Consider the following 14,581-nt stretch of genomic DNA (forward strand, 5'->3'; position numbering starts at 1 on the left):
AGTGATTGAACCGCGCCCACTCTTCAGGCTCAGCTTGTAGATCTTGCATCTCACCACCACGCGTGTGCATGGCGATCAAGGCTGGATACTCGTCCGGCTCACCACGATATTGCTGACCACAAAGCACGGTTTCCGCACCATCATGGGCTAAATGGCGAATGCTCAACTTATGATCCGGTAAAGACACTTGATCCAGTAGCTCACCCTTCTGTGAAAGGTAACTCAGGCTGGGTTTCATGCTATCAAGATTGAGAGGTTCACGACCGTTAGTGTGTACGCCACCGACGCCAATCGCCAATACACCATCAGGCATCATGATCACTTCATGAGGACCAAGACCAAAACCCGTTAACTCATCGACCTTTTGATATTGCTTCTGTACATCATAAACACCAATGATCCCACGGCTTGTCCCCCTCTCACCTTCTGTGGCAAATAGTAATGTGCCGTCATGGGAGTAAACGCCATGCCCATAGAAATGACGATTTGACTTTGCTAGTTGCAGTTTGATCATCTGCCCTGAGCGAAAATCAAATACCATGAAGAAAGTACCAGGTCGTCGACCAAAGACTACGGCGTGGCCTTGTTGGTTCGTTGCTACACCATGACCACGTTCAGGAATCGGCAATGAAGATAGCGGCATACCATGCTCATCCGCCACCACCGCTGCGAATTTGTCTCGGCCAATGATAGAGCAGCCGATCAACGCAGGCTCACGTGAGCTTGTTGAAGAACAACCAAATGGCATCATAGGTGTAGCCGCCCCGAATAGAGCGGCTTTCAGCAAGGTTCGGCGGGTTTGATCAGTCACCATCGGTTGCATTAAATCCTATAACTACGCCAAGCTCGATCGCCACTTCTTCGTGAATCAGGTACTTCAATTGCTCTAGCTTATTGTATTGAGCGAGCACCATGCGATAGCCTTCTTTTGTTTGTAGTGCAGCAAACAAGCTCTTATCTTCTGGCCAAGTTTCTAACGCCATTTCAAACTGATGAACGACACGGTCTGCGAGATCTGCATGGCCTTGCTCTCTAAGTAGCGCATCTAGACCATTCCCGTTAGCAAAGTACAACGCTTCCATCCCTTGAAGGTTGGCTTTTAAGTTTGAAAGCGAGGTCTCTGAACGCCACGATTCTGAGAAATACGGGCGAGGCTTACCAATCTTCGCTAGCGGTCGGCTCAACTTCTTCATGCTGTATTCAAGCTGATTCGAGAGCAGTGAAATGTACTCAGACTCCCATTCCGTCATCTCTAGCGATTTCCAAGGGTTCTCTGCCCAAGAATCCGCGATGATCTGCGCTTTGTTATCGAGGTTTTCTGCAATCGCTACGCCTGTCACACAAGTATTGCCGTTGCTAGATAAGGTCGACGCTTTATCGTAAAGCAGCCATTCCAATGCACCTAAACCTTGCACGGTGACACTTTGGGTGGAGATATCTTCTGCACTCCAAGCTTGATCAGATTTCGTCAGTACAGACATTTTACGACCAGTGGTATTCTTTTTATCTGGCCAAAACTGAACATTCCAGCTTTGCTCCAACGCCGTAGCAGGGCCACGTTCTTGACCTTGTAATGCCATCCACGCAAGCATCGTTTGATGCCATTGCTGTTTTACTTGTGCATCATCTTTCGACTCTGATGCGCAGTAATCCGCGAAGCGCTGTTCAAGTTCTGTGGTTTGCGCTAAAAACGTCTGAGCTGATTGAAACTCAACCTCGTACACGCTTTGAGAAATATGACTTGTACTCTCAGGCTTGGCTGAGCTCGAACCGATGGTCGATTGGCAACCAACCAAACTTAACGTTGCGGCAATCGCACTCACTAACAGTGTTTTTTTCATGGTTGCTTCCTTATAGAGAGTTCAGAAACGCAATGAGAGCATCACGTTCTTTTTTGTTCAGAGCTAAAACATTTTGTTTCGCCGTTTCAGCTTCGCCGCCGTGCCACAACACCGCTTCCATCAGGTTACGAGCGCGGCCATCATGTAGAAAGTAAGTGTGTCCGTTTACTTCTTCGGTATAACCAATGCCCCATAGCGGTGCCGTTCGCCATTCACGGCCGTTTGCTAAGTATTCCGGACGGTTATCGGCTAAGCCTTTACCCATGTCATGCAAAAGCATGTCTGTGTATGGGTGGATAAGCTGCTCAGAAAGCGCTGGTAACTCTGGTCGTTTCGCCGTTTTAACACTGGTCTTGTGGCAGCTTTCACAGCCAGACGCAGCAAAGATTTGCTGACCAAGTTTCACGTTAGGATCATTGACGTTACGGCGAATAGGTACGGCTAAGTGTTGGCTGTAAAACTCTACGAAGTCGAGAATATTTTCACTCACCTCTGGTTTGCCGCCATTTGGCATGTCGTCACAAATGCTTTGTTTCGAGGTACAGTTTTCATTTGGGAATAAATGGCTCGTAAGACCCACATCACCATTAAATGCTGCTGCATTTTGCTGCATTAGCGTCGGTTGTCCTGCTTTCCAGCCAAAACGACCAATCGAGAAGTCGTCCTTCTCAATATCCCACACCTTATTGACTTTGCCTGAGATACCGTCTTTGTCGGCATCTTGTTCATCAGCCCAAGCAAGTAGCGTTTCGTCGGGAATACTCTCTAACAAACCAAGGCCGATCATTGGCGGTGCCACGCGTGCTGAGAACTCGGTATCAGGGTGCATATCGCCGTAACCCAGATCGGTAATGTTCAAATGAGGTTTTCTTAGCGTCACCGTCGTACCGTCTTTAAATTTCACTGGGACATCGGTGTAAGTGATTTCGATTTTGCCTTCTGGCGTTTGATCTTGCAGAGCGAAATCTTGAAGCTGGCCACCATAAGTCGGCTCAGGTATGCCGCCATCTTTGATGTAAGCTTTCTTTTGTTCTGGCGTCATCGCAGGAATGCTTAAGCGCACTAACATAGACACGGCATGTAAATCATCTTTCTCTGGCGGATGACCACGACCGTCTTTGATGTGACAATTCTGACAACCATTGGTGTTAAAAAGCGGGCCTAGGCCATCACGAGCGTCCGTTGACGCTGGCGCTTGTACCCAAGGGTTACGGAAAAAGCTGTTACCTACGCTAAAGTCGAGGCGTTTGCTCATTGGCAAGTTAGCAGCAGGAAGAGAATAGGCATTCGCGCCGTCTTTTTTAACACTGGTTTTGCCACCAGACTTAACATCATAAGCCATGGCAGAAGAAGAAAGGATCGCGGCTAGCGCAGAAATTAGGTATGGCTTCATATCATTGCTCTACATAGACAACAAGGGTGATAACAACGAGCTCAAACGTCAAAAGGGCTCACAAAGAGCCCTTATTTATTATGGTTTTCTTATTAAAACTCGTGGTCAGCAGTATCAGGGCTTAGGCTGTCGATGCCGACAATGCTTGCCGCACGCTCAATCGCACCGGTTTGTGCTACCAACGACATGATGGTGTCGTTTACTAGCGCGTTGCCTTGTGCGTTACCCGCTGCAATAAGTTGGTCAAAGTGCTGGTTGTTCTTCTCTGCAGAAGTCACTAGCTCACCAACTTGGCTACGTGTTGTATCAAACTGCTTTTGAATTTCGGTCGCGGCTTTCTTGTCTTTTTGAGCAACAAGGTCAGCGATACTTGGACCAGATAGCTCTTTGCCGTTTACACCTTTGTATGTACCTGTGTAAACGTTGTAGATGCCTTGCTCATTGTAGTAGTGAGAGTTGTGCGTGTTGTCTGAGAAACAATCGTGTTCGTCTTCAGTCGAGTTTGCCTCTAGTGCCACCTTCATGCGCTCACCCGCTAGCTCACCTAGAGAAAGAGAACCCATGCCGAATAGCATCTTACGAAGACCATTGTCAGCAGATTCGTTCAATAGCTCTTCACGGTAGTTGCCTTTCACTTCTGCAGACCACTGCTTTTCCATCCACTCTAGGTCTTGAACCAGTAGATCAGCGGCCGCTTTTAGGTACTCACCACGACGATCACAATGACCATTCGTACACTCAGAGCCAACGACGAAATCAGTGTAAGCACGTTGACCTGCACCCGCGTTAGTGCCGTTTAGGTCTTGACCCCAAAGCAAGAATTCAATCGCGTGGTAACCTGATGCAACGTTTGCCTCAGAACCGCCTACTTCGTTTAGATCCGCTAGCAATTCTGGAGTGATTTTTGAAACGTCCAGTTTAGAAGCACCAATCTGCAGACTTGTGTTCGCGATGATGTTGGCAGCAGCGCCCTCGTTACCCAATTCGTATTGGTAATCAGCCGCTACGTAGTCAATCAAACCTTCATCAAGTGGCCATGCGTTCAGCTGACCTTCCCAATCATCAACAATCGCGTTACCAAAACGGAAAACTTCAGACTGTTGGTAAGGCACGCGAGAATCTAGCCAAGCTTGTTTTACTTCTTCAAGCTTTTTCGCTGATGGTGATTGTAGAAATTCGTCGATTTTCACATCAAGCGCTTTCGCTGTTGTTACTGAATCAGCAAATACAGCATGGGCAACGTCCGCGTAATGTTCGACTACTTGTTGTTTAGTTACTGTGGCAGCAACGGTAGAACCACTGGCAATGAGGAGTGATGCAGCAATAGATTGGACTAAAACTTTTTTTGCATTCATCTGAAGCATCCTTGTTGAGCTTTTCAATTATCGTATTGGTAGTGCTAATTATTCTTATTTGCACTTTAGTCTCGAGATAATACAAATTTACAATTTATTTGCAACTCCAGATACAAAAAAACCTCATAAAAATGAGGTTTTTCACAGACTTTATTGTCAGTTTTATCTTTAGGATTAAACCTTTAGGTCATGTTTTCCGTGAGAGACTTTTGCCTTCAGATAATTTTCGTTGCCATCTTTGATATGTGCAGAGGTATTGACAACCTCGCCAATTTCAATTCCGTACTCAGATAACTCACGGATTTTCTTAGGGTTGTTCGTCACGAGGCGGATCTTATTCACGCCTAAAGCTTCTAGCATTTGTGCTGCTTCTGTGAAATCACGCAGGTCATCATCAAAGCCCAAATGGTTGTTAGCTTCGTACGTGTTCATGCCCTGGCTTTGTAAGCGGTATGCATCGATCTTATTGTACAAGCCAATACCACGACCTTCCTGACGGAGATACAAGATGATACCACCGGACTCGCCCATGCGATTGATCGTCTCTTCTAGTTGCTCACCACAGTCACAGCGTGAAGAGTGGAACACATCGCCTGTCAAACACTCAGAGTGCATACGAACTAAAGGCATGTCCTGAGTTTGGTCCGCTTGTTTAAAGATAATAGCAACATGCTCTTTGTCTGTCTTCAGACCATGGAAAGACAGAATTTCGGCATCAATGTTACTTTTTGCCCCGACTTTAAAATCTACTCTGGCACGTACTTCCGCCATATCTATACTCACTCGATTTATTGCTTGATGCGCTTGATGCGTTTTCGTTATTGCATTCATGGGATTTACTCGTTGCTCTTCAACTATGGGGACTGATACCGCATTTTGCAATATAGAGATCACAATTGAGGGCAGTTATCCACTCAAGACAGCAAAAGAGAAACACTCTCCAACTGAACAATTGTTATATTATAACAATTTAAAAAAACTACAATAAAAAACCCCAGACAAATTTTGTCTGGGGTTTCAAGAAGGTCGTTTGGTCTATCTTTTAATGGGTCTGACTGCGCTTCCAAACGGCGAGTTCAATCCAAACTGCTTCGAGTTCTTGGATTTCCTCGTCGGTCAACACGGCGAGCGTTGAAGTAACTTGAGGCAGGTTCGGTGATTGCAATGCACGAATCTGCGAATAGAAGTCTTTTTTAAGTTGTAATATAACTGAATCCACTGCGTGCACCTATTTCGTTCTTTTATTACTTATCCAGCTCAAAATTTTTATTTTCTTTATACTGGAAACTTCATAAATTCGGAAAAATGATAACATTCTGCTTGTTAAGTGCACAATTTATTTTTAATAGTGGAATAACGGTCACATTAATTACGCTTCACCATTCGGATCGAATATAAGACAAAAAAGATCAAAAATAGCACAGGAAAGATCCACAACAGCGCCGTGGAATAATTTAATGGTGGTTGGTACAGAACAATATTCCCATAACGAGCAACTAGATAGTCCTTTATTTCTTGATCTGAGCTGCCTTCATTGGCCATCGTATACACTTTCAACCTCAGGTCTTTAGCCGCTTGTGCATTAGACTCGACAAGGTTTTGGTTTTGACACTGCGGGCAGCGTAATGCCTTGGCTAACGAGGTTGCACGCTGTTGCACTTCAACGGAATGAAATTCAAACAGATCAACATTCTGTTCTATATCCGCACTTCTCGTGAAAGGAGAAAATAGTATAAATAGGATTAAAGTGAGGAGAAGATTATTAAATCGAAACATTCAAGTATCCTGAAAATATATCGTTCCATTTATCTGCCGTTAGCTCTCCACGATATTTGATCAATATACGACCATTTGGATCAATCAAGTAAGTTTCCGGCGTTCCGATAACACCTAGCTCCACAGCGAGCTTTCCATTAGGGTCACTAATTACTTCAATATATGGATTTCGTTTAGAGCTCAAATATTCACGAGCGGCTTGTTTTTGATCTCTATAATTCAGCCCAATAATAGGCACACCGAGTTCTGCTAACTGCAATAATTCTTCATGCTCTCGTTTGCATACTCCGCACCAAGATGCCCAAACATTCAATAATTTATATCCGTCGCTTTTGAACAACTGCTCAGAAACCATGTCATCAGAGATCAGAGAAGTAGAGCGAAAATTAGGTGCATCTAAATTTCGTTGTGGGGACAATTCAACATGTGGTCGCTCAGACAAAGCCACCGCAGTTACTACAGCAAACACGGCAACAGCCACAAACAGACCTGCGAGTTTAAGCGTATTTCTCGATCGCATTGATAGCCTCTCTCCTTTTCTTTAGGCCGGTTAATAGCGCACCAAACACAGCTAGTAGCCCGCCAGACCATATCCACCAAATACCTGCGCGGTACTGAACTTTAATCGCATAAGCATGAGTGTCGACTTTATCACCCAATGTCACGTAATAATCGCCATGCCATAGTGAACGAATCGCGGGCTCGGTCATATTCATCACTCGCACAGGGTAATGACGCTTTTGCGGGTTGAAATTGAGCATGCGGCCATCTTCCAAGTGCAAGGTGATCTGTCCTTGTTCCGCGGTGTAGTTTGGCCCCACCAGCCATTCGATACCATGATAATCGATAGTGATCCCCGCCCTTTGTTGAGAACTGCCGGGTTCGACACGTAAATTATGTTCATATGAGTAGTGACTGTTGAATACAGCTCCACTCACCGCCAGCGCAAAACCGATATGTGCCATCACGATTGGCATGAGTTTGCGCTTATTGGAACAACGAAACAGCATAACGAGATGCGCCACAATCACCCAAGTAGCCAATATTATGGTTAGCAATACTTCGAAATGCAGTACGTTCACTGAGAACATAAACCCGATCCCAGAGACTATAGATAACGCAATACTAATCGCGATATCAGTGCTTCCACTCGGAACTGCGCCTTTTGTCCATTTCAGCACTGGCATGAATGCTAAGGCAATCAGAGCCAGTATGCTTAATGGAAAGGTCAGACTATTAAAGTAAGGTGCGCCAACCGAAATGTTCCCTAAGCCGAGCAGTTGATAAACCATCGGATAAAAAGTGCCAAGAAAAACGATGGCAGTCGCAATAACCAGCAGCCCTTTGGCGATATAAGCAGTGTAAGCTTGGCTCGCTAGAGATTGAAGTTTGAAACGAGGGAGTTGTTCTCCTCGCAAAATCAATACGCCAAAAGTGATGATGACAAGCAAGCTCAATACACCAAGCAGCACTAAACCTTTAGTTGGGTCCACCGCAAAAGCGTGCACTGAAGTCAGCACGCCAGAGCGCACCACGAATGTCCCTAAAATGCTTAGGTTGAACGTAGCAAACGCCAGTGCATAGGTGCTCCAAATTGCGCCTCTGTTACGTGTTGCGACAACACCGCTGTGCAACAAAGCAGTACCAGTAAGCCAAGGGAGTAGAGAAGCGTTCTCCACAGGGTCCCAAAACCACCAGCCGCCCCACCCTAGCTCATTGTACGCCCACCATGATCCCACCAAGATACCCAACGTGAGCGTTCCCCATGCAAAAAACGCTGCGCTTCGAGCAACCACATACCAATCGCTCATCGGTTGTTTACCCAATAGGGCTGCTAATGCAAAAGCTAATATTGCAGCGTAACCGACATAACCGAGATAAAGCAATGGTGGATGAATGATAAGCCCAACATCTTGCAACATTGGGTTTAGATCTCGTCCTTCCGACGCCAATACTTGGGCATACTCGAACGGGTTAGAGGTCATTAACGTGAACCAAGCAAATGTCGCAATAAGAACGTTCATGATTCCTAAACAGTCACAAGTATATTGGGCGTTGAGCGGTGACTTAAATGCAATAAACGACGCCCATAAACTCAAGGTGACGACCCAAAACAACATGGAGCCTTGGTGCCCGCCCCAAGCGGCAGCAATCTTGAATGCTACGGGGAGTTGACTGTTGGAATGCGTAACAACATATTCCAACGCGAAGTTGTCTTGCACGAAGCAGACGATCAGAAGTGCTAAACAAATGAAGGAAGCTAAGCTAATGATGTGGGACATCGCGACTTGATGCGGCAATGTCGCCTTCTTACTCATAGCACGACGTAGCCAATGCAGCAACGATGCACAAGTCGATGTTACAGCCACCAATATCAGTAAGAAGAACCCTAGCTCAGCTTCCATTTATCCCCCTTACACTAAGGTCATTTGACCGGCATAGAGAATGAAAGTACGCAGCATAAGTACGCCAACCAAGCTCAACGTCGTGACCACAAAAACGTAACTGCCTTTGTGGCGCACTTCAGAAGGCGCCAACCAATTGAGAGTCAAAGGCGTTATCATGCCGATGAACACTACCCCACCCCAGAACCATTGAGCCCAGAATCCACTCGAAATAGCATTCCAAGCCGCGACTTCGTTCTGACCACCGCTGAAGATCAGTCCAGTAAAGAAAGTCACTAAGACAAACAGCTCAAACAATACTACTGGGCGTTCAAATCCGTGTACCCAAGACACACTTGGGCTGCTGGTCGACTCTTTAAACACCAAGATGCCGAACATCAAGCATGCCGCTGCACCCGAGGACAAACTAGAGAACAGGAACAAGATTGGCAGTACTGGATTGTTTAGCATTGGGTAAGTCTTCAATGCAGACAATAGAAAGCCAGTGTACGCTGCAAGCACGATGGCTAAGAAGCCCAAGAACAATTCAATGGCGTTGTTGGCTTTCCCCGCCTTAATCAAAATGCCATCGGCAAAATCCAGCAGTTTGCTTGGTAACTTCCCTTCACAGAAGCTGATGATTTGATGGCGGAAGATAACGCCAATCCAAACAAACAGCACCAGCATGTACACTTGGAACAAGATCACGCCCATCGACATCACAGACGTTGGGTTGTAGTAGATCATGATCTTCCAAAACTCTAAAGGCTTGGTTAAATGGAAAATCAAAATTACCAACCCAGCAATGATGCCAAATGGCGCAAGCCAAGCCATAGCTTTCATGATGCCGTTGTTTGCGGGATCACCTTCAATCACTTTGCGTTTTAAATAGATAGAAATCATCACCGCACCTGCTGACATCCCAGCAAGGAATAAGTAAATCGCGATGATCCAATCCCAGACTAACGAGTCAAAGTGGAATGCACTTTCGAAGCCGTTCATGATGACACCTCCCCTTTGCTATGCGGAATTTTGTACAGTTTAGGTTGCGTACCTAAATGCGATTTATCGCGATAGACAACATGGCTTTCGATAGCTTTGCTCACCTCGCTAGTTGGGTCATTCAAATCACCAAAGATGAGTGCTTTTGTTGGGCAAGATTCCACGCAAGCTGGCTGCTTACCTTGCGCTAGGTTGGTATCACGGCAGAAGTTACATTTATCCGCAGAGTGATCGACTGGATTAAAGAAGCGCACTTGGTAAGGGCAAGCGGCAAGGCAATAACCACATCCGACACATTTCTCTTTGTGCACATCCACGATGCCGGTCGCTTCATCTTTGTATGCAGCGCCTGTTGGACAAACGTACACACATGGTGGGTTATCACAGTGCTGACAGGATTCGCGAGTAAACTGGTATTCCACATCTGGAAATTCGCCAATCGGTTCACTGCGATGAATTTTAAGTCGCGTTACGCCTTCAGGGACTTTATTTACTTCGCGACAAGCATCGGTACAAGCGGTACAGCCAATACAGGCATTTTCATCATGAACCATACCCATGCGTTTCGCTTGTTCACTGTTGCTGGCATAGAGAGAGGAGCTAACAACGGAAGTGCCTGCAACGCCTGTAGTTAAAATCAACGCGCCGCTGCCGGCTAAAAAGTTTCTTCTCGAACATTTCATGCTATCTCTCCTCTTCTTTGGCAAGTTCAGGTTCGACGGCAAATTCAGAGTGACAATCCACACACTGCTTGATCAGTTGTTTTCTGTCGTACGACAACGCTTTGGTTTTCGCTGCGTGTACATCGTGGCAATTTGAACAAGTGAGGTTTTTGGCGTGCACATCGTGCGTCCAGTGGCTTTCTCTCAGCTGTGTCGGTGCGTGGCAATCCACACATTGGCCGTTGGCTTTAAGAATCATGCTTGGATCAAGGAACACTTTGTCGTGTACCTCTTTCGATTGCGCGGCAGAAAACTTAATCACATCAGGCGCACCTTCACGATGGTCGGGACCAATGTTGCTATGGCAATTGGTGCAATTAAGTTGCTTCCCTTGGCTGAGTAGAGCTTGCGGGTCATGCGAAAGGTTCAGAGTCTCTTTTGCATCCTTATGACATTGCAGACACTTGTAGTCACGGTCACGGATCAACTCGACTTGATGACGCTCAGCTTGAGCACCTTCAATCGGCTCTGAAGAAGTCGCATGGGCGGCGATGGAGAAACCATAGATGGCAAAGACGAAGAGAAGTTTCAGCATTGTCTCTATGGTCAATTTTATATTGCCCATATTGTTCTTTCCTTAGCTCGATAATAATTGATAACTATTCTCAATTATTTATTTGAGCGACAATTAATTTCCTCTGAAGATATTTTTTAGATCTTCAAATGACATCAATTCTTATTTCGGAAAGCCACAACGCTAAACCTATATTTATAATACCTCTATTATTCATAAGGGGTAGAAACACCTGCTCAAAAAGCGAACTAAATCACCCTGTCTTTAAAAAGGTTAAAAACCCAAAGCATTGCATAACAATGACTTAACAGCTACCACTTTAGAGGTATATAAATTCAAACATGACTGAGATCACTGGTGTAAATTGATCTAAAACAAGACAAGATTCACTCTCTATTTCATCTATCCAATTAAGCAATATTATTAATCGTAGATCTCCAGTTCTTATTTGGAATAGCTCCTCACAACGCTGCTAATAAAAACGAATATGGAGATAACACTGTGAGCATAAAACACTGGATGAGCGCACCTATTGCGGTTGCGACCTTATTCGCCAGCCAATTATTTTTGGTTGGCGCTCCGTTAGCGGCAGAAGAGAAGGATTTTATCGATCCTCGAAATGACGCCTTTGAACAGAACCATCCCGACCAATACCACTCTTGGAAAGCAACATCCGAAAGTGAGCACATAGAAGATGCTCTAAGTGAAGACCCAAACATGGTTATCCTGTGGGCAGGTTATGGCTTCGCGAAAGACTACAACAAAGCGCGCGGTCACTTTTACGCACTTGATGATGTTCGCCAAACCTTACGTACTGGCGCACCAACCGACGAGAAGTCCGGGCCTATGCCGATGGCGTGCTGGAGCTGTAAAAGCCCAGACGTTGCTCGCGTGATTGATGAACGTGGTGAAGACGGTTATTTCGAAGGTAAATGGGCACGCTTAGGCTCAGAAATCGTCAACCCTATCGGTTGTTCCGATTGCCACAACACGGGCTCTGAAGCCTTCAAGAAAGGCGAACCCGCGCTGGCACTGACTCGCCCATACGTCGAGCGTGCTTTTGATACTATTGGTAAAAACTTTGATGAACAGTCTCGCCTAGATAAGCAAGCATCGGTCTGCGCTCAATGTCACGTTGAATACTACTTCACCGGCCCAACTAAAGCGGTTAAATTCCCATGGGATATGGGCACCACCGTTAATGACATGGAGAAATACTACGACGCGTTGAATTTCAAAGATTGGACGCATGCCGTATCTAACGCGCCGATGCTAAAAGCACAACACCCGGGTTTCGAAACTTGGAGAGCGGGTATTCATGGTAAAAACAAAGTGGTGTGTGTGGACTGCCACATGCCTAAAGTGACCAAAGAAGACGGTACGGTGTACACAGACCACAAAGTGGGTAACCCATTTGATCGTTTTGAAGACACCTGTGCGCAATGCCATACCCAAACTAAAGAGCAGCTACAAGGCATCGTCTCGACTCGCAAAGCGCAAGTACTGAACATGAAGCTAACCGCCGAGAAGCAAATCGTAGCGGCACACTTTGAAGCAGGCGCAGCGTGGAAAGCAGGTGCAACAGAAGCAGAGATGGAACCTATCCTACAAGATATTCGCCATGCACAATGGCGTTGGGACTACGCGATTGCTTCTCACGGTGTCCACATGCATGCTCCTGAGGTAGCACTAGAAGTACTTGGTACTGCAGTTGACCGCGCTGCTGACGCCCGTACCAAGTTGGTTCGCTTACTGGCAACCAAAGGCATTACTGACCCTGTTCAAATTCCAGATATCTCGACCAAAGCGAAAGCACAGCAAGCACTGGGCATGGATATGGATAAGATGAACGCAGACAAGAAACACTTCCTAGAAACGGTGGCACCAGAATGGGATAAAGCAGCAGCTGAACGCGAAGCCACATATTAGTCTAACTTGCAGAGGTTAGTTTATAGATACAACAAGGGGCGTACTGAACGCCCCTTTTCTTTCTTTATTATCTTTATCTCTTCATCCTGATTCTATCGAGAGACAAAAATCGAATGTACTAGCGACGAGGAAGCCTAGGTCTAGGTTGAATATTTGGACGTGCTTTAGGTATCTGCACATTTGGACGAGCAACTGGACGCTGGATCTTCGTTTCCGGTAATGCTTTTCTTTGTTGAACCTTTTCTTTCACCGCCTTGCCTTGTAAAGTCGCTGGTTCAATATGCTCCGGACGATTCTCCCATTGGGTTCGAATCTCTTGCTTTTGCTCGTCAGGCAGTGATTGCCAATGATCGTCAAGTTGGCGTTTCATGTTATCGATATTGGCGGACATATCGTCGTCTTTCCAATCTTCGACTTTGTCTTTGATGGATTGCTGTTGGTCTTCATCTAAACCATTCCACCACTCTTCCAGTTTCTCTTTGTATTCATCGTCGTTATCGCAACAGCCCGGATAGTAATAAATCCAGTAGTCGTCATGATCGTACCACCACGGGTCGTAGTAACCCGATGAATAATAAACCGTAGAGGAAGAGCCAGAATGATCGGAAGAGCTACAACCCGCCAGCACAGAGCCGCACAGCAAAACCAATATGCTTAGTGCTTTATTTTTCATTCGTTGCCCACCTTTCTCTCTATTGCTTGTTAAATTGTACGCTTACAATAGCTCTTTTGCTTTGTTAATAGAGTTAATGATTTGCACCCTATCTAAATTTGGATCATTAGAATCTAATAATATTACCCAGGCATCAATCGCTTCCTGAAATCGGAATGACAGAAAATGATCATTTGCGATCAAAGACAAAGCGGCTTCATTGTGCGGTTCTATCTGCAAAGCTTGCTCCAAAAGCAAGCTAACTTCTTGCGTCATTGATTGCTGGTGAATGTAGTACAAGGTCGTCGCTTTTGCGGCAAGTTGCGTGGCACTGACTGGCTCAGTCAGTTGGATCGCGTAATCAAAACAAATCAGCGCGCCATCAAATTCCCCCTCTAGCAGGTAGCCCTGCCCGAGTTGGAACCACAATTCAGCGTTGTTCGGATCTTCACGCAACTGGTCTTGAATCTCTTTCATGATGTCACGAGCAGTCATCATTCGTGACATTTCCGCTTGTATTGATTTAGGCGGAGTTTGATGCAGCAATAAGAAACTGGCACTCGTCACGACAAGTACTAACAGGCAAAAGCCAAACCATTGAGCAGGTTTAACTTTTGATGCACTCAGTGATAAGAGTACGATAAACAGCCCCATCAGAGTGATGGCAGCGAAAAACCAAACAGACATAACACGTCCTGTAAACAAAGATAACGTCAGTGTACGCATTTCTTACTTTAAATGCGTTGATACAGATACAAAAAAGCCGAGCAACTAAGGCTCGGCTTTTCATATCAGGATAACGATGTAAGATTACTCTTCGTTACCTTCCTCTGCATCATCAGCAGCTGGAGCTTCTGAAGCGTCTTGCTGCGTATTTTCGCCTGTTGACTCTAACGCTTCTGCATCTTCATCAGTAGGCAGCTCTTCATCATCAACTTCTTCAATACGTTGCAAACCAACAACTGATTCATCTTCCGCAGTACGGATAAGCGTTACACCTTGTGTGTTACGAC

The 14,581-nt window shown here is 45.7% G+C and carries 16 protein-coding genes; 1 reads left to right on the forward strand and 15 read right to left on the reverse strand.

Annotated elements, in window-relative coordinates:
* From IQR33_RS12390 to nrfB, 12 genes are all read right to left on the reverse strand, one after another.
* Positions 1-823: DUF1513 domain-containing protein (locus IQR33_RS12390; RefSeq protein WP_193843728.1), on the reverse strand; the 823-nt coding region annotated here is incomplete at its 3' end.
* Positions 804-1,841 carry an imelysin family protein gene (locus IQR33_RS12395; protein WP_054866138.1) on the reverse strand — a complete coding sequence of 346 codons (1,038 nt, stop codon included), beginning with the start codon at positions 1,839-1,841 and terminating at the stop codon, positions 804-806. The genes IQR33_RS12390 and IQR33_RS12395, both read right to left, overlap by 20 nt.
* A 10-nt stretch (positions 1,842-1,851) precedes the next feature.
* Positions 1,852-3,234 carry a di-heme oxidoredictase family protein gene (locus IQR33_RS12400; protein WP_005376848.1) on the reverse strand — a complete coding sequence of 461 codons (1,383 nt, stop codon included), beginning with the start codon at positions 3,232-3,234 and terminating at the stop codon, positions 1,852-1,854.
* 92 nt (positions 3,235-3,326) lie between these two features.
* Positions 3,327-4,589, reverse strand: coding sequence for an imelysin family protein (locus IQR33_RS12405; protein WP_053304295.1), 1,263 nt, complete (start codon positions 4,587-4,589; stop codon positions 3,327-3,329).
* 174 nt (positions 4,590-4,763) lie between these two features.
* Entirely contained in the window at positions 4,764-5,360 is a 597-nt protein-coding gene (locus tag IQR33_RS12410) for a GTP cyclohydrolase II (protein WP_025767283.1), read from the reverse strand.
* Positions 5,361-5,631: 271 nt separating this feature from the next.
* The gene (locus tag IQR33_RS12415; RefSeq protein ID WP_020480909.1) at positions 5,632-5,808 is read right to left on the reverse strand and encodes a hypothetical protein; all 177 of its coding nucleotides are present in this window, start codon (positions 5,806-5,808) and stop codon (positions 5,632-5,634) included.
* A 146-nt stretch (positions 5,809-5,954) separates the two neighbouring features.
* Positions 5,955-6,365: a heme lyase NrfEFG subunit NrfF gene (nrfF, locus tag IQR33_RS12420; protein WP_053306573.1), complete on the reverse strand. Its 411-nt coding sequence runs from the start codon at positions 6,363-6,365 to the stop codon at positions 5,955-5,957.
* Positions 6,352-6,885: a DsbE family thiol:disulfide interchange protein gene (locus tag IQR33_RS12425; RefSeq protein ID WP_005376839.1), complete on the reverse strand. Its 534-nt coding sequence runs from the start codon at positions 6,883-6,885 to the stop codon at positions 6,352-6,354. Before IQR33_RS12425 ends, nrfF begins: the two co-directional genes overlap by 14 nt.
* Positions 6,863-8,770 (reverse strand): heme lyase CcmF/NrfE family subunit, encoded by a 1,908-nt coding sequence (locus IQR33_RS12430; RefSeq protein WP_053306574.1) that lies wholly within the window; start codon positions 8,768-8,770, stop codon positions 6,863-6,865. Before IQR33_RS12430 ends, IQR33_RS12425 begins: the two co-directional genes overlap by 23 nt.
* 9 nt (positions 8,771-8,779) lie before the next feature.
* Positions 8,780-9,751 (reverse strand): cytochrome c nitrite reductase subunit NrfD, encoded by a 972-nt coding sequence (gene nrfD, locus IQR33_RS12435; RefSeq protein ID WP_053304292.1) that lies wholly within the window; start codon positions 9,749-9,751, stop codon positions 8,780-8,782.
* On the reverse strand, positions 9,748-10,434 hold the full coding sequence (gene nrfC, locus IQR33_RS12440) for a cytochrome c nitrite reductase Fe-S protein (protein WP_017636123.1): 687 nt from the start codon (positions 10,432-10,434) through the stop codon (positions 9,748-9,750). The genes nrfD and nrfC overlap by 4 nt, the downstream gene beginning before the upstream one ends.
* A gap of 1 nt (position 10,435) precedes the next feature.
* Complete coding sequence (gene nrfB / locus IQR33_RS12445; protein WP_053306575.1) at positions 10,436-11,038, reverse strand: cytochrome c nitrite reductase pentaheme subunit; 603 nt, start codon at positions 11,036-11,038, stop codon at positions 10,436-10,438.
* Positions 11,039-11,488: 450 nt separating this feature from the next.
* Between nrfB and nrfA the strand changes: the two genes are divergently transcribed.
* A complete protein-coding gene (nrfA, locus tag IQR33_RS12450) occupies positions 11,489-12,916 on the forward strand; it encodes an ammonia-forming nitrite reductase cytochrome c552 subunit (RefSeq protein WP_031778935.1) in 1,428 nt (475 codons plus the stop codon).
* 118 nt (positions 12,917-13,034) lie between these two features.
* Here nrfA and IQR33_RS12455 read toward each other — a convergent pair whose 3' ends face one another.
* From IQR33_RS12455 to IQR33_RS12465, 3 genes are all read right to left on the reverse strand, one after another.
* Positions 13,035-13,589: a hypothetical protein gene (locus tag IQR33_RS12455; protein ID WP_005376825.1), complete on the reverse strand. Its 555-nt coding sequence runs from the start codon at positions 13,587-13,589 to the stop codon at positions 13,035-13,037.
* Positions 13,590-13,631: 42 nt separating this feature from the next.
* Positions 13,632-14,255 (reverse strand): tetratricopeptide repeat protein, encoded by a 624-nt coding sequence (locus IQR33_RS12460; RefSeq protein WP_193838085.1) that lies wholly within the window; start codon positions 14,253-14,255, stop codon positions 13,632-13,634.
* Positions 14,256-14,378: 123 nt separating this feature from the next.
* Positions 14,379-14,581, reverse strand: a 203-nt coding sequence (locus IQR33_RS12465) for a hypothetical protein (RefSeq protein ID WP_193843729.1), incomplete at its 5' end; no start/stop codon positions are given.

Origin of the sequence: Vibrio sp. OPT46 (genome assembly GCF_015163535.1) — a bacterium.
Lineage (GTDB): Bacteria > Pseudomonadota > Gammaproteobacteria > Enterobacterales > Vibrionaceae > Vibrio > Vibrio alginolyticus.